Source organism: Actinocorallia populi (genome assembly GCF_002995495.1).
In the GTDB taxonomy this organism is placed as follows: Bacteria; Actinomycetota; Actinomycetes; order Streptosporangiales; family Streptosporangiaceae; genus Actinocorallia; species Actinocorallia populi.
In genome coordinates, this window is the sequence record NZ_PVZV01000006.1 from 532,442 (window position 1) to 549,388 (window position 16,947).

The following is a 16,947-nucleotide window of genomic DNA, read 5'->3' on the forward strand; positions in this document are numbered from 1 at the left end:
CTCATTCACACGTGGGCCAGGCGGTCGGCGAACCACTCGATGGTGCGGGCCAGGCCTTTCTCGGGTGCCACGCGCGGCTCCCATCCCAGCAGCCGGCGGGCCAGCGCCACGTCCGGGCAGCGCACGCTGGGGTCGTCGACGGGGCGCGGGACGAACTCGATCGGCGAGCGCGAACCGCACAGGCGGCGGATCGTGCGGGCCAGGTCGGCGATGGTGGTCTCGCTGCCGTTGCCGATGTTGACCGGGCCGCTCTCGCCGCTGAAGGCCAGCGCCAGGACGCCTTCGACGGTGTCGTCGACGTAGCAGATCGACCGGGTCTGGGTGCCGTCGCCGGCGACCGTCAGCGGCTCGCCCGCCAGCGCCTGGCGGATGAAGGTGGGGATGGCGCGGCCGTCGTGCGGGCGCATCCGGGGCCCGTAGGTGTTGAAGATGCGCACGATGCCGGTGTCGGCGCCGCGGCTGTGGCGGTAGGCGGTCGTCAGGGCCTCGGCGTAGCGTTTGGCCTCGTCGTAGACGCTGCGCGGCCCGACGGGGTTGACGTTGCCCCAGTAGTCCTCGCGCTGGGGGTGGCGCAGCGGGTCGCCGTAGACCTCGCTGGTGGAGGCCAGGACGAACCTGGCGGTCTTCTCCCGGGCCAGGCCCAGGGCGTGCATCGTGCCGAGCGCGCCGACCTTCAGTGTCTCCAGCGGCAGTTTCAGGTAGTCCACCGGGGACGCGGCCGAGGCGAAGTGCAGGACCAGGTCGACCGGCCCGGAGACGTGCACGAAGTCCGTCAGGTCGCACTCCACGACCTGGAAGCCCGGCCGTCCCAGCAGGTGGATGAGGTTGTGCGGGGTGCCGGTGAGGAAGTTGTCCATGCAGATGACCGACACGCCGCGTTCCAGCAGCCGCTCGCACAGGTGCGAGCCCAGGAAGCCGGCGCCTCCGGTGACGACCGCCCGTGCGATGGTGCGTCCGCTCATGAGTGCTCACCTCCCGCGGTGTGGGCGCGCCGCACCAGGCGGGTGCTGGAGCGGCCCTCCAGGTAGGGCAGCAGCAGCACCTGGCCGCCGTGCCCGCGGACCAGCGGCGCCTCGGGCAGTTCCATCGGGCCGTAGTCGCCGCCCTTGACCCACAGGTCGGGGCGGAGCCTGTCCAGCAGCGCCATCGGCGTCTCCTCATCGAAGATCATGACGGTGTCGACGCAGCCCAGCGCCGACAGCACCCGGGCCCGGTCCCGCTGGTCCATGACGGGCCGTCCGGGGCCCTTGAGGGCGCGCACCGAGGCGTCGGAGTTCAGGCACACCACCAGCAGGTCGCCCAGCCGCGAGGCCTGGTGCAGCAGGCTGACGTGGCCGGGGTGCAGCAGGTCGAAGCAGCCTCCGGTGGCCACGACGGTGCCGCCCTGCAGGCGGGTGCGGCGCACCAGGTCCCACGGCTCCTCGCCCGCGGGCGCCTGCGTCCGGCGGGCCGGGCCGCCGGTGACGAACGCCGAGGCGTGGTGGACGCCCTGTTCGAGCGCCTCGGTCAGCAGCGCGCCCTCGGCGAGCGCGCCCGTCGTGGCGGCGGCCAGGCAGTCGCCCGCTCCGCAGGTGTCGGGCCTGCCCGGTACGTGCGGCGCGGGCACCAGGACGGGCGGCTGGTCTCCGGTGCACAGCAGGGCCCCGTGCTCGCCCATCGTCACGCTCACCCCCGAGGCCCGCCAGCGGGCGCGCAGCGCCGCGGCGTCCGTGGCGGCCTGGGCGTAGCCGCCGGAGCGGGCGGTGGGCGCGGTGGCGGCCAGGACGCGGGCCTCCTCGTGGTTGGGCGTCACCAGCCGTGCTCCCGCGACGGGCTCGGCGCCGCGCGGGTGCGGGTCCCACACCAGCGGCACCTCGCCGGGCAGGTCCTCCAGCAGTGCCCGCAGCACCGGGTGGGCGGCGGTGCCGCGGCCGTAGTCCGACACCAGGACCGCGCCCGCGCCGCGGACGGCCGCGGCCGCGGCGTCGGGCAGGCCGGCGCGGCCGTGCAGGCGCCCGTCGCCGCGGTCCACCCGCACCAGGGGCCTGCCGTGCGCGATCAGCCGGGTCTTGCGGACCGTGCGGCCGCTCAGGGCCAGCCGCACCACCCGCACTCCCTGTTCCTCCAGCAGTTCCAGCAGGGTCAGCGCGTCGGGGTCGTCGGTGTCGGCCAGCGGGGTGATGAGCACCGTCTCGCGTGCCGTGCGCAGCCGGGCCGCCTGCACCGCGGCCAGTCCCGCCCCGCCGGGGCGGGGGCGTTCGGCGGCCAGGTCGACCACCGGCACCGGCGCGTCCGGCGCCAGGCGCTGGGAGGTGCCCTGCAGGTCGACGTCCAGGAGCGTGTCGCCGACCACGACCAGCGGTCCGGCCCTCATGCCCGCACCACCGCCCGGTGCGGGACGCGCACCTGCTCGTCGACGACCTCGCACAGCAGGTGCACCACCGCCAGGTGCGCCTCCTGCACGGTGGCGGTCGAGGGCGCGTCCACGATCAGCGCCTCCTGGCAGGCCGCGGCCAGCGGGTTGGGCGCGGGGCCGGTCAGCGCCCACGTGCGCATCCCCGCGCGGGCGGCGGTGTGGGCGGCGCACACGATGTTGCGGCTGGTGCCGCTGGTCGACAGGGCCAGCAGGACGTCGCCGGGGCGGCCGTGCGCGCGCACCTGGCGCGCGTACAGCTCCTCGGCCCCGTAGTCGTTGACGATCGCGGTGACCGCGGAGGTGTCGCAGTGCAGGGACAGCGCCGAGAACGGGCGGCGCTCGCCCTGGTAGCGGCCGACGAGTTCGGCGGTCAGGTGCTGGGCCTGGGCGGCGCTGCCGCCGTTGCCGCAGGCCAGCAGGCGTCCGCCGTCCTGCAGCGTGCGGGCCAGGAGGCGGCCCCAGCGCAGCAGCAGCGGGCTCTGGCCGCGCACCCTGTGCAGCGCGGCCTCCAGGCGGGTCAGATGGTCGTCGATCATGAGCTGGCCTCCCCCATCGGCACGGTGGCGCGGGCGGCCACCTTGGCGTGGACGGCTTCGGTCCCGGCCGCCACCCGCTCCCAGGAGTACAGGGCGCGGGCGCGGCGCACCGCGGCGTCGCCCATGGTGCGGCGCCGGGCGGGATCGTTCAGGACGCGTTGCAGCGCCGCGGTGAGCGCCCGCGGGTCGCGCGGCGGGACCAGCAGCCCGGTCACGCCGTCCACGACGGTGTCGAGGTGGCCGCCGACCGCGGAGGCGACCACGGGCGTGCCGCAGGCCATCGCCTCGACGGGCACCATCCCGAACGGCTCGTACCAGGGGACGCCGACCACGACGTCGGCCGAGCGCATCAGCGCCGGGACGTCCTCGTGCGGCACGCCGCCCAGGAACTCGACGCGGTCGGCGATGCCGTGGCGTTCGGCGACGGCACGCCAGCGCGCGACCTCGGGGTCGCGGTCCAGGTCCCGGCGGGCGGGGCCGCCGGCGACCAGCAGCTCGGCCTCGGGCAGGGACGCCATCGCCTCCAGGACGGTGTCCAGGCCCTTGCGGCGCACCAGGCGGCTGACGCTCAGCACGCGGGGCCGCCCGCCCCGCCCGGCGGCCGGGCCGTCGGGCCGGAACATGCGCAGGTCCACCCCGCACGGCACGATCTCCAGCCGGGAGGGGTGCACGCCCAGGGCGTACAGGTCCTCGGCCTCGCAGGTGCAGGTGGCGATGACGGCCTGGGCGCGGCGGGCCACCAGCGGCTCCAGGCGGTGGCGTTCGGGCGGGCTGGTGTCGGCGCCTCCCTGGTGGCGGCGCTTGACGACGCCCAGCGCGTGGAAGGTCTGCACCACGGGGATGCCCAGCTGCTGCGCGCCGGTCAGGGCGGCCCAGCCGCTCATCCAGAAGTGGCCGTGCACGACGTCGGGCGGCTCGGTCAGCCAGCGGCGCGTCAGGTGTTCGGCGAAGGCCCGCATGTGGGGCATCAGCGCGTCCTTGGACACCGGCTGCGGCGGCCCCGCGTCGACGTGCTCGACGGTGAATCCGGCGGGGGCGCGCACGGACGGCGGCGGGTCGGGCGAATCCCGGCGGGTGAAGACGGTGACCTCGTGTCCCCGCTCGGCCAGCGCGCCCGCCAGTGCGGCGACGTAGACGTTCTGTCCGCCTGCGTCCTCCCCGCCCAGAACTGCCAGCGGGCTAGCGTGTTCGGAGACCATGTGAACGAGCAAAGCTCCTCCTCGAACGGGGTCCGCAGGTCCTACGCCGAGCCGGAAAACCCTTCCCTCCACCCGCCCGCATCGGCCCCAATAATGCCATTTTCAGCACATCAACCGTTGCCATCCATCCTTCCCTGACACTAATTACAAAACGCCATAATCGCAGTAAAGAAGACCAATCCCAATTCTCGCCGCAGTAATGGATGAAAATTTATCTACTACTGGTTTGACGAGTAATGCAACATGGGTGGCGAAATCTAACGAATCCCCCTATGATCGCGAACATCTTTCACGAAGGGGGCACGATGGACGAGCCGACGCCAGGGGGAATAGACGTCACCGTCCCGAACGTCGCCCGCATGTACGACTTCTACCTGGGGGGCAAGGACAACTACGCCGCCGACCGGGAGGCCGCGGCCCGGGTCCTCGAGGTCGCCCCGCAGGCGCCCGCACTGGCCAGGGAGAACCGCGCGTTCCTCGGACGCGCCGTGCGCTTCCTGGCCGCCGAGGCCGGTGTCCGCCAGTTCCTCGACCTGGGCGCGGGGCTTCCCACCCGGGGCAACGTGCACGAGGCCGCCCGCGAGGCCGCCGCGGAGACCCGGTGCGTCTACGTGGACAACGACCCCGTCGTCCTGACCCACGGCCGGGCACTGCTGGCCGGTGCCGACAACGTGGACGTCATCCCCGGCGACCTCAGGCGCCCGGAGGAGATCCTGGCCGGCCCCCGGCTGCACCGCACCCTCGACTTCGACCGGCCCGTGGCCGTGCTGTTCAGCTCGGTCCTGCACTGCCTGACCGACGAGGACGACCCGTGGCGGACGGTACGGGTACTGGGCGAGGCCCTCCCCTCCGGCAGCCATCTGGTGCTCTCCCACATCACCGCCGCGGAGCAGGAGGACGCCGCCCAGGCAGGCGCCGCGGTCTACCGCCGCGCCAGCTCCGAGATGACCCTGCGCCGCGCCCCGGACATCGCACGCTTCTTCGACGGCTTCGAGCTGCTCGAGCCCGGCCTCGTCCCGCTCCCTGACTGGCGCCCCTCCGCCGCGCTCCGGCCTCCCCGCGAACGGCTGCCCACCTGGTTCCTGTGCGGAGTGGCCCGCAAACCCTGACCCGCCGCACACCACCGAGGAAGAGACACCGTGACCGAACTGGACTTCAACCCGCTGGCCGGCGCGCGGCCCGTGGGCGAGACCGCACGCATCCTGAACGCGCTGCGCGAGGAGCACCGCGCGTTCCGGTCCACCTTCGGGCGGGGCTTTTGGGTCCTGACCCGCCACGAGGACATCACCGCCGCCTTCCAGGACCCCGAACTGTTCTCCAGCTCCGCCGTCAACGCCCTGGACCCCGAGCCGCGCTACCGGTGGATCCCCGAGATGCTGGACCCACCCGAGCACACCGCCTGGCGGCGGCTGCTGCGCCCCCACTTCACCCCGGCCGCGGTCAGGGAGCGCGAGGAACGCATCCGTGAGCACTGTGCCTCCCTCATCGCCGGGATCTCCCGCACCGGGCACTGCGACTTCGTCACGGACTTCGCCACGCCCTTCCCCTCGGTGATCTTCCTGGAACTCATGGGGCTGCCCGTGGAGCGGCTGGAGACCTTCCTGACCTGGGAGCGCGCCATCCTGCACGGCCCGCCCACGGCCAACGCCGAACGGGTCGCCGCGATGGGCCAGGTCACCGCGATGTTCGCCGAGCTGATCGAGCTGCGACGCGCCGAACCCGGCGACGACCTGGTCAGCCACGCCCTCACCTGGCGGCTGGACGGCGAGCCGATCCCCGAACAGGACCTGCTGGACCTCTGCCTGCTGCTGTTCATGGCCGGTCTGGACACCGTCACCTCGCAGCTGTCCTACGCCTTCTGGCACCTGGCCGCCCATCCCGAGGACCAGAAGGCGCTGCGCGAAGACCCCGGCCTGATCCCCGCCGCCGTCGAGGAGCTCATGCGCGCCTACTCCATCGTGCTGCCCGGCCGCAAGCTCACCCGCGACGCCGAGGTCGCCGGCTGCCCCATGAAGGCGGGCGAGACCGTCATGCTCCCGCTGGCCTCGGCCAACCGCGACCCGCGCGCGTTCGCCGACCCCGAGAAGGTGGACCTGCGCCGCGAGCACAACCGCCACCTGGGATTCGCCACGGGCCCGCACCGCTGCCTGGGCTCCCACCTGGCCCGCACCGAAATGCGCATCGCCCTGGAGGAGTGGCACCGCGCCGTCCCCGCCTGGCGGCTCTCCCCCGACCGGGAGGCGCTCGAGCACGCCTACGGGCTGATGGGCCTGGACACCCTGCCCCTGGTCTGGGAGGTCTGAGGCGCCGGGCTCAGCGGTCGCGCACGTCGTCCAGCGCGAGGGTGAGCCCGATGCCCAGCAACCACACGTCCTTGACCAGCGGCAGGCCCTCGGAGGTCGGCCGCAGGCCGCCCTCCTCCCGCATGCCCGGCGTGCGCAGGTACAGGCCCAGCAAGCCGCCGGCGAACGCCGTCAGCGCGGCGCCCGCCACCAGAGACGGCACGAACGGGGTCAGCAGCATCGTCCCGATGGCGATCTCCCCGGTCGACAGCAGCCGCACGAACCGTTGCGGATCCTGCGACTTGAGGAAGGGGTAGGTGCCCGCGGCCATGCCGTGCACCCCCTCGGCCGTCGGCTGGTCGGCCTCGCGCTTGCCCAGCCCGGAGTTGAGGATGACCAGCCCCGCCGACAGCCGGGCCGGCAACTGGTGCGGACGTACCAGGAATCTCATGATCTTCCTCGCGTCAGCGAACAAAACCTACTTTCCGCAGCTCCTTCCCGGTCTCCCCCCGCCCACCCGCGCCCCTGCGCAGACTTGACCGCCCCCAGGTCGGGCGCACACCACTCCAGGGCCCTTGACCGTGCCGTCGGGTAAACGTACATTCGGATCATCCAAACGAGTGATGGGAAAACCCGTGGCCGACGGTACCCGGACCAGGATCATCAACGAGGCGCTCAAGCTGTTCGCGCAGCGGGGCTACGCGGCGACGTCGATCGGGGCGATAGAGAAGGCCGCGGGACTCTCGCCCCGGTCGGGCTCCCTCTACACGCACTTCGGCTCCAAGGAGCAGGTGCTCGCCGCGGCGGTCGACCAGGCGGCGGGCGTGGCCGAGGGCCTGGACCTGTCGGCGATGCTGCCGCTGGGCGACCTGAGGGCGGAACTGACGCTCATCGCGCGGTGCATGCTGCAGCTGATGCACGGATGGCGGGACCTCATCAGGGTCATGATGAAGGAGTCCGAGGGGTTCCCCGCCGTGATGGCCGACGCGCGCAGCCGCCTGTTCGCCACCTCCTACCGCTTCTTCGCCGACTGGCTGCGCGCCCGGGGGGACGCCGGCGGCCGGGACTACGAGGCGGTCGCGACGATCTGGCTGGGCGCCGTCGAGAACTACTGGGTCATGACCTACGTGTACGACCATCCCCCCTTCGGCATCGACGACGACCGGTTCATCACGCAATGGGTGGACACCCTGCTGACCGCACTGGAGGCACGCCAGTGACCGCGACCGCGTTCGAGATCAACGACCCCTCCGTCATCGACGACCCCTACCCCCACTACGCCCGGCTGCGCGAGAACGCCCCCGTCCACCACGACACCGCGCTCGGCATGTGGGTGCTGAGCCGGCACGAGGACGTCGCCGTCGCGGTACGGGACGCGACCCGCTTCTCCTCCGACCTCGGCCGCTGGTCGAACCTGACCGGCAACCCGTTCAACCCCTCCCTGCGGATCCCGCGCCGCCTCGCCTCGCTCCTCGCCAAGGCGCCCGGGCCGCGCGTCCTGCTGACGACCGACCCGCCCGACCACACCGCGCTGCGCCGCCGCGTCAGCCCCGCGTTCACCCCGCGCAGGATCGCCGCGCTGGAACCGAGGATCCGCCAGATCGCCGAAAGCCTCGTCGACGGCATGTGCGCCGCGGACCCCTCCCGGCCGGGCGACCTCGTGCGGGATCTGGCCTCCCCGCTGCCCACGCTCGTGATCGCCGAGATGATGGGCATCCCCTCCGACCGCGTGCACGACTTCAAACGCTGGTCCGACGACCTCGTCAACGGCCTGCTCACCGACGGCGGCACCCGCCGGATGCTGACCGGCGTCGCGGAGATCTCCTGGTTCTTCACCCGCACCATCCGCCGCCGCCGCAAGGACCCCGGCGACGACCTGATCAGCCTCCTGGTCGCCGGTGAGGGCGACGACGCCCTCACCACCGCCGAACTCGTGACCTTCTGCGTCCTGCTCCTGGTCGCCGGCAACGAGACCACCACCAACCTCGTCTCCAACGCCATGGCCGCGCTGCTCGCCCACCCCGAGGCGCACGACCGCCTCAGAGCCGACCCCGGCCTGGCCGCCGCGGCCGTCGAGGAGACCCTGCGCTACGACGCCCCCGGCCAGGGACTCCTGCGCGAGACGCGCGTCCCCGTCACCTTCGGCGACGTCACCATCCCGGCCGGCCAGACGGTCCTGACCCTGATCGCCTCGGCCAACCGCGACCCCCGCCACCACACCGACCCCGACACGTTCCTCCTCGAGCGCGACCAGCGCACCCACCTGGCCTTCGGAACCGGCATCCACTTCTGCATCGGCCACGCCCTGGCCCGCCTGGAATCCCGCGTCGCCATCGAGACCCTGTACCGCCGCCTGCCCGACCTCGCGCCCGCCGCGCCCCCCACCCGCATCAACAGCCCCGTCCTGCGCGGGCTACGCACCTTCCCGGTGACCACCGGGACGCCCCGCCCCTGAGCCCTCCACCGACGAAAACGTTTTTCCCGCCTTCCTTGATCGGCGTAGCGTGGGCCGACACCGTGCGGGAGAGAGGGAGCCTATGAGCGTGGAGATCCGCCTGCTGGAGATGGACGACGACGACGTGGCGCAGTGGTGGCAGGCCCGCAGCATCGGCTACCTCGGGGCGCCCACCGCCGAAGCCCACGACCTGGAGTACATGCGCGAGATCCTCGATTTCTCCCGCACCTGGGGGGCCTTCGAGGACGGCCGGTGCGTGGCGACCTACCGCAGCTTCGACCACGAGGTCACAGCGCCCGGCGGCGCGACCGTCCCCTCCAGCGCGGTCAGCGCCGTGACGGTCTCGCCCACGCACCGCAGGCAGGGCCTGCTCACCCGCATGATCGAGCCCGATCTGCGCAGGTTCAAGGAGGCCGGAAACCCGGTGGCCTCCCTCATCGCCGCCGAATACCCCATCTACGGTCGGTACGGGTTCGGGCCCGCCGCCTGGCTCACCGACTTCCGCATCGACGCCATGCGCGCCATGCGCCCCGGACCCCCGCCCGGCCCCCAGGACGGGGGCCGCGTGGTGCTCGCCGACGCCCAACGGGTCCGCAAGGAGGGCCCGTGGCTGCACGAGCGCATCCGCCGGAAGCAGCACGGGTTCGTCACCCGCCCCGGCGGCTGGTGGAAGAAGCTGACCGGCTCCTACCAGCCGACGGGCGGGGACTGGAAGGAGCCGTACTACGCGCTCTACCTGGCCGCCGACGGAACCGTCGACGGAATGGTCGCCTACACCGCCGTCAACGCCTGGAACGGCGGCATGCCCGACGGCGACCTGCACGTGCAGGACCTGCTGGCGTACTCACCGGCCGCCGAACGCGCCCTGTGGCACTACCTGTGCTCGATCGACTGGGTGACCCGCGTCCACGCCCCCTCGCGCGCGCCCGACGACCTGCTGCCGCTGCTGGTCGGCGACGCCCGTGCCGCCGTCACCACGGCCTGCGTCGACCACCTGTGGCTGCGGCCGCTGGACGTCCCGGCGATGCTGACCGCCCGCTCCTACCCGGCTGAAGGCCGTCTCGTCCTGGACGTGCGGGACGAGGCGGGCCTCGCGCAGGGGCGGTTCCTGCTGGAGGCCGGACCGGACGGCGCCTCCTGCGCCCCCACCGCCCTGGCCGCCGACCTCACCCTCCCCGCGGCCGCGCTGGGCGGCCTCTACCTCGGGGACGAGTCGGCGGTCCGGCTGGCGGCGCTGGGCCGGCTCGACGAGGAGCGCGCCGGGGCGGCCGCCGCGGCGGACACCCTGCTGCGGGCCTCCCGCCGCGCCTGGTGCCCCGACATCTTCTGACGTTCAGACCTCGGCGTTCTCCTCGATGCGCCTGAGGTGGTGGCGGGCCAGCGCCAGGTTGGCCCGCTCCCGGTCCAGCGCCATGTACATGAACAGGCCCTGGCCGTTGCGTCCCGACAAGGGCCGGATGATGTGGTACTGCCGCGACAGCGTGATGAGGATGTCCTCGATGGTGTCGTTCAGCGCCAGCTGCTCGATCGTGCGCATCTTGGCCCGTACCACCTCGGTGTTGCCCGCCGCGGCGATCTGCAGGTCCAGCGCCTTGGTGTTGCCCATGACGCCCAGCGCCATGCCGCTGCCGTAGTCGACGATCGCCGCGCCGATGGCGCCGTCGATCGACATCATCTCCTTGAGGGACTGCTCGATGTCGGACATCACTGTCTCCTTTGACCGGTCATCTCGAATGGGTGGTCGCGGGGCGTGCGGCACCGCGGCCGGGGGCGCTCATTCCAGCTCCCTCAGCGCGTCTTGGAGCAGTGCCAGCAGCCCCGGGTCTGCTTCGGCCCAGCGGGGCCGGGAAGGTGCGCCGGAGGTGACGGGCAGCGCGCGGCGGGGCGCCCCGCCCGGGTGGCGGCGCGGCATCCTGACGCCCTCCTCCGGCTCGGGGGCGCGGGCCAGCGCCGAGGCGACCAGCCCGCGCACGGCCAGGGTGCAGCCGAAGCGGGTCCGTCCGAGCTCCCGCGCGAGCTCGGACGGGGTCTTGCGGCCGTCGGCGTTCAGCAGCAGCTCGGCCTGCAGGCCGGTGAGGACCACCCGCTGGCGGTGCAGCCGCCGTACCGGCTCCAGCGGCGCGTCGTCGGCCAGCGGGGAGGGCCAGGCCGCGCCCAGCAGGGCGCGGCGGCGGCGCACCTCGTGGGCCAGCGTGGCGGGATCGGCGGCGGTGAACCCGGCCAGCCAGTGCCGCTCGCCCGCGGTGAAGCGGGGCTCGGCACGGCAGGGCGCCAGGAAGTACACGGCGTCGAACAGGGCGATGAGCTGGTACATCTGCAGTTCGGCGCGGCTGAGCCGGCCCGGGACGGCGAGGGCGGCCGACGCGCCGCCGGCCCGCAGGCACTCCCAGCCGTGCTCGCTCAGCCTGCCGGAGTTGACCAGCAGGTCCCGCAGGGAGGGGGTGTGGCGGCTCTCGGCGTGCACGACGGCGCCGTCGGCGAGGTACAGGGCGCCCTGCCCGTCCAGGTGCAGGGTGCCGGTGGCCCGCTCGTCGGCCAGCCGGCGCAGGTGCTCGCGCAGCCGCCTCATCCGACCGCCAGGGCGCGGGCGATCTCCCGCAGCCGGTGCCGGGCGAGCGCGAGGTTGCCCCGCTCGCGGTCCAGGCGCAGGTGCAGGCACAGGCGCGCGTCCAGCGGGGTGGTGAGCACCATGAGCAGGTGGTGGCCCGCCGTGCCGCTGACGGTGAGCTCCTCCAGGTCGTCGCCGGTGGCGGCGCACGACAGCACGGGGCTGGCCAGGGCGGTCCGCAGCAGTTCCGACAGGCCTTCGGCGTCCTCGGCCGCGTCGGTGAAGCGGTCGCCGCCGGCCGCCGCGAGGGGCAGGCCGACGGCGAAGTCCACCAGTGTGGCGGCCTGGGCGCCGGGGATGTCCAGCGCGGCGGCCAGGCTCTCCTCGATCGCCGCCACCGCCGCCCCCTTCTTGGACTCCCGAACCTCAGGACCAGGAGGCTATAGCGACAAGAAAGGCAAGGAGGGCAAGAACGGCAATTCTCCGGGAACCGTTATTAAGTACTAACAAGTACTTTTCTCCCGGTGCTTATGTAGTGAAATGTACTACCCGGGTGGATAATCATTCCACCATCTCGACCAGGTCCGCCACCGAGTCGAAGATGCGGGAGGGCCGGTAGGGGAACCGCTCGATCTCGTGCTCGCGGGTCACCCCCGACAACACCAGGATCGTCTCCATGCCGGCCTCCATCCCCGAGACCACGTCGGTGTCCATCCGGTCGCCGATCATCGCGGCGGACTCGCTGTGCCCGCCCATGCGGCGCAGGGCGCTGCGCATCATCAGCGGGTTGGGCTTGCCCACGAAGTACGGCTCCACCCCGGTCGCCCGGGTGATCATCGCGGCGACCGCGCCGCACGCCGGCAGCGAGCCCTCCTGGGAGGGGCCGATGGGGTCGGGGTTGGTGCAGATGAACCGGGCGCCGCGCTCGATCAGCCGCACCGCCCTGGTGATCTGGTCGAAGCTGTAGTTGCGCGTCTCCCCCAGCACCACGTAGTCGGGGTTCAGGTCGGTCAGGATGTAGTCCACCTCGTGCAGCGCCGTGGTCAGTCCCGCCTCCCCGATGACGTAGGCGCCGCCGTGCGGGCGCTGGTCGGCCAGGAACTGCGCGGTGGCCAGCGCCGACGTCCAGATCCACTCCGGCCGCACGTTCAGGCCCGCCGCGGCCAGCCGCGCCGACAGGTCCCGGGGGGTGTACAACGAGTTGTTCGTCAGCACCAGCAGGTGCTTGCCCGAAGAGGTGATCTTCGACAGGAAGGCTTCGGCTCCCGGGATCGGCGTCCCCTCGTGCACCAGGACGCCGTCCATGTCCGAAAGCCAGTACTCGATCGACTTGAGGTCCGTCATGGGCACATTCTCGCAGGCCGCGCCCCTGCCGCAGGGCGGTCGGAGCGGCCGGGGGATCCGCCGGGAGCGGGCGGGAACAACGGGCGGGGGGATCCTGTTGTTCAAGACGTGGCCGGTGTGCTCGGTGTCCCCGGGCCTCACCTATCGCCTTCGCGGAATACCGTTCGGCTGGAGCCGCGTTGTGCATCTCGCCGAGAGGCGACCCCGCACACCGTGCCGCGACATGGGCGGCGTCTCGCCCGGGTTCTCCCGGTGCGAGGCGCCGTTCCTGTTTTCACGCCCGGCAAACATGAACGAGCGTCGCATTCCGGCCAAATCTGAAGAAGTTTCACCTATTGACTGATGATTTGCCGCTTTTTACGTTCATGGTGTCCCTCACTTCTCCAGAATGGAGACGGCTCCATGAAGACCCTCCGCACGTTCACCGTCACCGCGGCCGCAGGCGTCACCGTCCTGGCGCTCGCGAGCCCGGCCTCGGCGCTGTACGCCGGGAACATCCAGGCGTCGCTGCTGGGCACCGCCACGGTGACGACCTCCCTCGGCGGCGGCAGCTGCACCTCCTCCACCCTGAACGGCGCCCTGGCCTCGGGCGGCGGGCTGTCGGTCTCGTCCGCGGGCTTCTCGTCCTGCTCCGGCGCCACCGTCACCGCCCAGAACCTGCCCTGGACCGGCGGCAACGTCACCGCCTCCACCGCCGTCCCCGGCGGGCGCGACGGCACCGCCACCATCGCGGGCTTCCGGGTCCGGGCCGTCGTCACGATCCTCGGCGCGAACGTCACCTGCGTCTACGGCGGAAACCTCACCGCCAACGCCTACAACGGCACCAACGCCGCCCGCCCCGTCCCCGGCAACGGCCAGTTCCAGATCTCGCTGAACAACGTCAGCGCCGCCAAGCAGTCCGGCAGCAACTTCCTGTGCCCGGGCACCGCCTCCGTCGTGGCCACCTACGAGGTGAAGGGCGAGAGCGTCCCCGGCTCCGGCGTCTACAACCAGAGCATCAGCCTGCCCTGACCCGCACGGCCGGTCTCCGCCCACCCGACATGGGCGGAAACCGGCCTTTTAATTTGTTTCGCCGTCCCGGCCCCTGCCGCAGGATGGCCTCATGAACACGGAGATCCACGACTACCTCGACACCGTCCTCACCCTGATGGAGGACAACGCCCTGCGCCGGGGGCGGGTCGACTGGCCGGCGGTCCGGCGCCGGGCGCACGAGGCGACCGCGGAAGCGGCGTCGACGGCGGACGTCTACGGGGTGATCCGCGCGGCGATCGACGTGCTCGGCGATCCGCACACGTTCTTCCTCACCCCGCAGGAGGTCGCCGAGTCGTTCGGCGAGGAGGCCGCCCAGCAGGCGCCGATGCCCTCCGGCCGGCTCGTCGACGGCAGGTTCGCCCTGGTGGACATCCCCTCGGCCACGGGCGTCGAGGACGCCGACCGCCGCTACGTCCGGACCGGCGCGGAGCTCGTCCGCGACCTGGACGGCCACCGGCCGCAGGGCTGGATCGTCGACCTGCGCGGCAACACCGGCGGCAACATGTACCCGATGCTCACCGTGCTCGCCCCGCTGCTCGGCGACGGGGTGCTCGGCTGGTTCGCCGACGCCGACGGGCAGCCGTGCGGCCACTGGATCCTGCGCGAGGGCGTCGTGCACCACGACGACGCGCCCGTCTCCCCGCGACCCCACCCCTACCGGCTCGCCGACCCCGGCCACCCGATCGCGATCCTCACCGGCCCGAACACCATGAGCGCCGGTGAGGCCACCCTGATCGCCTTCCGCGGGCTGCCCCACGTGCGGAGCTTCGGCGCGCCCACCGCCGGGCTCGCGACCGGCAACGCCGCCATAGAGCTCGACGACGGCGCCCTGCTGGGACTCACCACCGTCCAGGAGGCCGACCGGACCGGCCGCATCTACGGCACCGACCCCATCGCGCCCGACCAGCCCGTCCCCCCGGACGGCGACGCCCTCCAGGCGGCCGTGGACTGGCTGGCCGCCCGGTGAAACACCGAACCGGAGCACGCCTTCGACGGCGTGCTCCGGTTCGGTGTTCTGCCGAGTCGTCAGCCGATCAGCGCGGCGGCCACGGCCCTGCGGTGGTGGGACGCGTCCCCCCAGGCCGAGGCCAGGCTCCAGGCGCGGCGCAGCCAGCGGTGCAGGTCGAGTTCCATCGTGTAGCCGATCGCGCCGTGGACCTGCAGCGAGACCTTCGCCGCGTGCAAGGCGGCGTCCGAGGCCAGGGCCTTGGCGCCCGAGGCGTCCAGCGAGGCATCCGGCTCGCCCTTGGCCAGCGCGTAAGCGGCCTTGTACGCCGCCGGACGCGCGAACTCCACGTCCACCAGCGCGTCGGCGATCTGGTGCTGCAGCCCCTGGAAGGAACCGATCGGGCGGCCGTACTGGCTGCGCTCACCGGCGTAGCGCACCGCGAAGTCGACCAGGCGGCGGGCCACGCCCACCAGCTGGACGGCGGTCAGCGCCGCACCCCGGTCGAAGGCCTCGGCGGCCAGGGCGCCCTCGGCCACCGGCACCGCGCCCTCGGGCACCCGCACCGCCGACAGGCGGCGCAGCGGGTCCATGGAGTTCTGGACGGTCAGCGAACCGGGCTCCGGCCGCACCGCGTACCAGGCGCCGCCCTCACCGACCAGCACCAGCCCGGCCCGGTCGGCGTGCGGAACGTAGGGGCCGGGAGCGGCGACGACCAGCGCCTCGCCCGAGGCCAGCTTCGGCAGCCACTCGGCGGCCAGTTCGCCGCCGATGCCCGCCAGCAGGCGGGCCGCCACCGCGGCCTCCACCACCGGCTCGCCCAGCGCCGCGCGCCCGGCCTGGTCCAGGACCGCCAGCAGGTCGACCTCGTCGCCGCCCGCGCCCTCGTGCTCCTCGGCGACCAGCACCGCGGGCACGCCCAGCTCCACCAGGCGCTCCCACACGTCCTCGGCTCCGCCGTGGGCCTCCAGCAGGTCCGCGACCGCGTCGCCGAACTGCCTGTGCTCGGGGGTCAGGCCCAGCCTCATCGCTTGCTCCTCGGTTCTCTCGGCAGGCCCAGGACCCGCTCGGCGATGATGTTGCGCTGCACCTCGTTGGTGCCGCCGTAGATCGGCCCCGCCAGCGCGAACAGGAACCCGTCGGCCCACCGGCCGTCCGCCACGGCGTCCTGGGCGCCCTCGACCAGCTCGCCCGCCGGACCCAGCACCCGCAGCGCGGTCTCGTGCAGCCGCAGGTCCATCTCCGACCAGAAGATCTTGTTGATGCTGGACTCGGGGCCGATGCTCTCCCCGTCCAGGATCCGGGTGAGGGTCTGGAAGGTGTAGGACTGGTAGGCGCGCGCCTTGATCCAGGCGTCGGCGACGTCCTCGCGCAGCCGGTCGTCCAGCGGCCCGGCCTCGCGGGCCTGCTCGACCAGGCGGTCGGCGGCGGCCAGGAAGCGGCCCGGCGAGCGCAGCGTCAGGCCGCGCTCGGAACCGGTGGTGGACATCGCCACCTTCCAGCCCTGGCCGACCTCGCCCAGCACCTGGTCGTCGGGGACGAACACCTTGTCCAGGAACACCTCGGCGAAACCGGCGTAACCGTCCAGCTGGTGGATGCCGCGGACCGTCACGCCCGGGGCGTCCAGCGGCAGCAGGAAGTAGGTCAAGCCGTGGTGGCGGACCGACTCGGGGTCGGTGCGCACCAGCGCGAACAGCCAGTGGCCGTGCACCGCGCGCGAGCTCCACGTCTTCTGGCCGCTGACCAGCCAGCCGCCGTCCACGCGCTCGGCGCGGCTGTGCACGTTCGCCAGGTCGCTGCCGGCCTCCGGCTCCGACCAGCCCTGCGCCCAGACCTCCTCGCCGCGCGCCATCGGCGGCAGGAAGCGGGCCTTCTGCTCGGGGGTGCCGAACTCGAACAGAGAGGGGGCCAGCAGGTAGATGCCGTTCTGGCCGACCCGGCCCGGCGCGCCCGCCCGGTAGTACTCCTCCTCGAAGATCAGCCACTCGGTGAGGGACGCCTCGCGGCCCCCGTACTCCACCGGCCACGTCACCACCGACAGGCCCGCGCCGTGCAGGCGGGCCTCCCACTCCTGGTGGGCGGCGAACCCCTCGGCGGTGTCGAAGGACGGCAGCGGCTCGGCGGGCACGTTGGCCTCGAGCCACGCGCGCACCTCGGCGCGGAACTTCTCCTCTTCGGGAGTGAAACTCAGGTCCATCAGCGGTTCCCCT

General features: G+C 72.9%; 18 protein-coding genes. 7 read left to right on the forward strand and 11 right to left on the reverse strand.

Going from position 1 to position 16,947, the window contains the following annotated elements; all coding sequences use genetic code 11:
* Positions 1–5: 5 nt before the first annotated feature.
* From C2865_RS25810 to C2865_RS25825, 4 genes are read right to left on the reverse strand one after another with little or no spacing between them, the layout of a single operon-like run.
* Positions 6–962, reverse strand: a complete 957-nt coding sequence (locus tag C2865_RS25810) for a UDP-glucuronic acid decarboxylase family protein (protein ID WP_106401131.1) — start codon at positions 960–962, stop codon at positions 6–8.
* On the reverse strand, positions 959–2,353 hold the full coding sequence (locus C2865_RS25815; RefSeq protein ID WP_106401132.1) for a PfkB family carbohydrate kinase: 1,395 nt from the start codon (positions 2,351–2,353) through the stop codon (positions 959–961). The genes C2865_RS25810 and C2865_RS25815 overlap by 4 nt, the downstream gene beginning before the upstream one ends.
* On the reverse strand, positions 2,350–2,928 hold the full coding sequence (locus C2865_RS25820) for a D-sedoheptulose-7-phosphate isomerase (protein ID WP_408608335.1): 579 nt from the start codon (positions 2,926–2,928) through the stop codon (positions 2,350–2,352). The genes C2865_RS25815 and C2865_RS25820 overlap by 4 nt, the downstream gene beginning before the upstream one ends.
* Positions 2,928–4,130: a glycosyltransferase gene (locus tag C2865_RS25825; protein WP_232835812.1), complete on the reverse strand. Its 1,203-nt coding sequence runs from the start codon at positions 4,128–4,130 to the stop codon at positions 2,928–2,930. The genes C2865_RS25820 and C2865_RS25825 overlap by 1 nt, the downstream gene beginning before the upstream one ends.
* A gap of 305 nt (positions 4,131–4,435) precedes the next feature.
* Between C2865_RS25825 and C2865_RS25830 the strand changes: the two genes are divergently transcribed.
* Positions 4,436–5,239, forward strand: coding sequence for an SAM-dependent methyltransferase (locus C2865_RS25830; RefSeq protein WP_106401336.1), 804 nt, complete (start codon positions 4,436–4,438; stop codon positions 5,237–5,239).
* Between the two features lie 30 nt (positions 5,240–5,269).
* A complete protein-coding gene (locus C2865_RS25835; protein WP_106401135.1) occupies positions 5,270–6,433 on the forward strand; it encodes a cytochrome P450 in 1,164 nt (387 codons plus the stop codon).
* A 10-nt stretch (positions 6,434–6,443) separates the two neighbouring features.
* On the opposite strand, the gene C2865_RS25840 is transcribed toward C2865_RS25835, so the two are convergent.
* Positions 6,444–6,863, reverse strand: a complete 420-nt coding sequence (locus tag C2865_RS25840; protein WP_106401136.1) for a hypothetical protein — start codon at positions 6,861–6,863, stop codon at positions 6,444–6,446.
* A 184-nt stretch (positions 6,864–7,047) separates the two neighbouring features.
* Here C2865_RS25840 and C2865_RS25845 point away from each other — a divergent pair, with 184 nt between their 5' ends.
* From C2865_RS25845 to C2865_RS25855, 3 genes are all read left to right on the forward strand, one after another.
* On the forward strand, positions 7,048–7,632 hold the full coding sequence (locus C2865_RS25845; protein ID WP_157963915.1) for a TetR/AcrR family transcriptional regulator: 585 nt from the start codon (positions 7,048–7,050) through the stop codon (positions 7,630–7,632).
* Positions 7,629–8,867 (forward strand): cytochrome P450, encoded by a 1,239-nt coding sequence (locus tag C2865_RS25850; RefSeq protein ID WP_157963916.1) that lies wholly within the window; start codon positions 7,629–7,631, stop codon positions 8,865–8,867. The genes C2865_RS25845 and C2865_RS25850 overlap by 4 nt, the downstream gene beginning before the upstream one ends.
* An 82-nt stretch (positions 8,868–8,949) precedes the next feature.
* The gene (locus C2865_RS25855) at positions 8,950–10,197 is read left to right on the forward strand and encodes a GNAT family N-acetyltransferase (protein WP_106401139.1); all 1,248 of its coding nucleotides are present in this window, start codon (positions 8,950–8,952) and stop codon (positions 10,195–10,197) included.
* Positions 10,198–10,200: 3 nt separating this feature from the next.
* Here the strand turns inward: C2865_RS25855 and C2865_RS25860 are convergent, their stop codons facing one another.
* The 4 genes from C2865_RS25860 to C2865_RS25875 form a co-directional block, all read right to left on the reverse strand.
* Entirely contained in the window at positions 10,201–10,572 is a 372-nt protein-coding gene (locus tag C2865_RS25860; RefSeq protein ID WP_106401140.1) for a hypothetical protein, read from the reverse strand.
* A 69-nt stretch (positions 10,573–10,641) separates the two neighbouring features.
* The gene (locus C2865_RS25865) at positions 10,642–11,436 is read right to left on the reverse strand and encodes a hypothetical protein (RefSeq protein WP_106401141.1); all 795 of its coding nucleotides are present in this window, start codon (positions 11,434–11,436) and stop codon (positions 10,642–10,644) included.
* Positions 11,433–11,813 carry a hypothetical protein gene (locus C2865_RS25870; RefSeq protein WP_106401142.1) on the reverse strand — a complete coding sequence of 127 codons (381 nt, stop codon included), beginning with the start codon at positions 11,811–11,813 and terminating at the stop codon, positions 11,433–11,435. Before C2865_RS25870 ends, C2865_RS25865 begins: the two co-directional genes overlap by 4 nt.
* Positions 11,814–11,976: 163 nt before the next feature.
* On the reverse strand, positions 11,977–12,759 hold the full coding sequence (locus tag C2865_RS25875) for an HAD-IIA family hydrolase (protein ID WP_106401143.1): 783 nt from the start codon (positions 12,757–12,759) through the stop codon (positions 11,977–11,979).
* A gap of 402 nt (positions 12,760–13,161) precedes the next feature.
* On the opposite strand from C2865_RS25875, the gene C2865_RS25880 reads away from it, so the two are divergent.
* The gene (locus C2865_RS25880) at positions 13,162–13,770 is read left to right on the forward strand and encodes a hypothetical protein (protein ID WP_106401144.1); all 609 of its coding nucleotides are present in this window, start codon (positions 13,162–13,164) and stop codon (positions 13,768–13,770) included.
* Between the two features lie 91 nt (positions 13,771–13,861).
* Complete coding sequence (locus C2865_RS25885) at positions 13,862–14,758, forward strand: S41 family peptidase (RefSeq protein ID WP_106401145.1); 897 nt, start codon at positions 13,862–13,864, stop codon at positions 14,756–14,758.
* Positions 14,759–14,817: 59 nt separating this feature from the next.
* Here C2865_RS25885 and C2865_RS25890 read toward each other — a convergent pair whose 3' ends face one another.
* Complete coding sequence (locus C2865_RS25890) at positions 14,818–15,765, reverse strand: acyl-CoA dehydrogenase family protein (RefSeq protein ID WP_106401146.1); 948 nt, start codon at positions 15,763–15,765, stop codon at positions 14,818–14,820.
* On the reverse strand, positions 15,762–16,934 hold the full coding sequence (locus C2865_RS25895) for an acyl-CoA dehydrogenase family protein (RefSeq protein WP_106401147.1): 1,173 nt from the start codon (positions 16,932–16,934) through the stop codon (positions 15,762–15,764). Before C2865_RS25895 ends, C2865_RS25890 begins: the two co-directional genes overlap by 4 nt.
* Positions 16,935–16,947 lie beyond the last annotated feature (13 nt).

What these genes read in the sequence shown, in the direction of transcription:
- C2865_RS25860 (WP_106401140.1), bottom strand. Translation starts at nt 10,572, where the DNA reads ATGTCCGACATCGAGCAGTCCCTCAAGGAGATGATGTCGATCGACGGC.
- C2865_RS25890 (WP_106401146.1), bottom strand. Translation starts at nt 15,765, where the DNA reads ATGAGGCTGGGCCTGACCCCCGAGCACAGGCAGTTCGGCGACGCGGTC.
- C2865_RS25875 (WP_106401143.1), bottom strand. Translation starts at nt 12,759, where the DNA reads ATGACGGACCTCAAGTCGATCGAGTACTGGCTTTCGGACATGGACGGC.
- C2865_RS25855 (WP_106401139.1), top strand. Translation starts at nt 8,950, where the DNA reads ATGAGCGTGGAGATCCGCCTGCTGGAGATGGACGACGACGACGTGGCG.
- C2865_RS25830 (WP_106401336.1), top strand. Translation starts at nt 4,436, where the DNA reads ATGGACGAGCCGACGCCAGGGGGAATAGACGTCACCGTCCCGAACGTC.
- C2865_RS25810 (WP_106401131.1), bottom strand. Translation starts at nt 962, where the DNA reads ATGAGCGGACGCACCATCGCACGGGCGGTCGTCACCGGAGGCGCCGGC.
- C2865_RS25885 (WP_106401145.1), top strand. Translation starts at nt 13,862, where the DNA reads ATGAACACGGAGATCCACGACTACCTCGACACCGTCCTCACCCTGATG.
- C2865_RS25865 (WP_106401141.1), bottom strand. Translation starts at nt 11,436, where the DNA reads ATGAGGCGGCTGCGCGAGCACCTGCGCCGGCTGGCCGACGAGCGGGCC.
- C2865_RS25880 (WP_106401144.1), top strand. Translation starts at nt 13,162, where the DNA reads ATGAAGACCCTCCGCACGTTCACCGTCACCGCGGCCGCAGGCGTCACC.
- C2865_RS25895 (WP_106401147.1), bottom strand. Translation starts at nt 16,934, where the DNA reads ATGGACCTGAGTTTCACTCCCGAAGAGGAGAAGTTCCGCGCCGAGGTG.
- C2865_RS25825 (WP_232835812.1), bottom strand. Translation starts at nt 4,130, where the DNA reads ATGGTCTCCGAACACGCTAGCCCGCTGGCAGTTCTGGGCGGGGAGGAC.
- C2865_RS25840 (WP_106401136.1), bottom strand. Translation starts at nt 6,863, where the DNA reads ATGAGATTCCTGGTACGTCCGCACCAGTTGCCGGCCCGGCTGTCGGCG.
- C2865_RS25815 (WP_106401132.1), bottom strand. Translation starts at nt 2,353, where the DNA reads ATGAGGGCCGGACCGCTGGTCGTGGTCGGCGACACGCTCCTGGACGTC.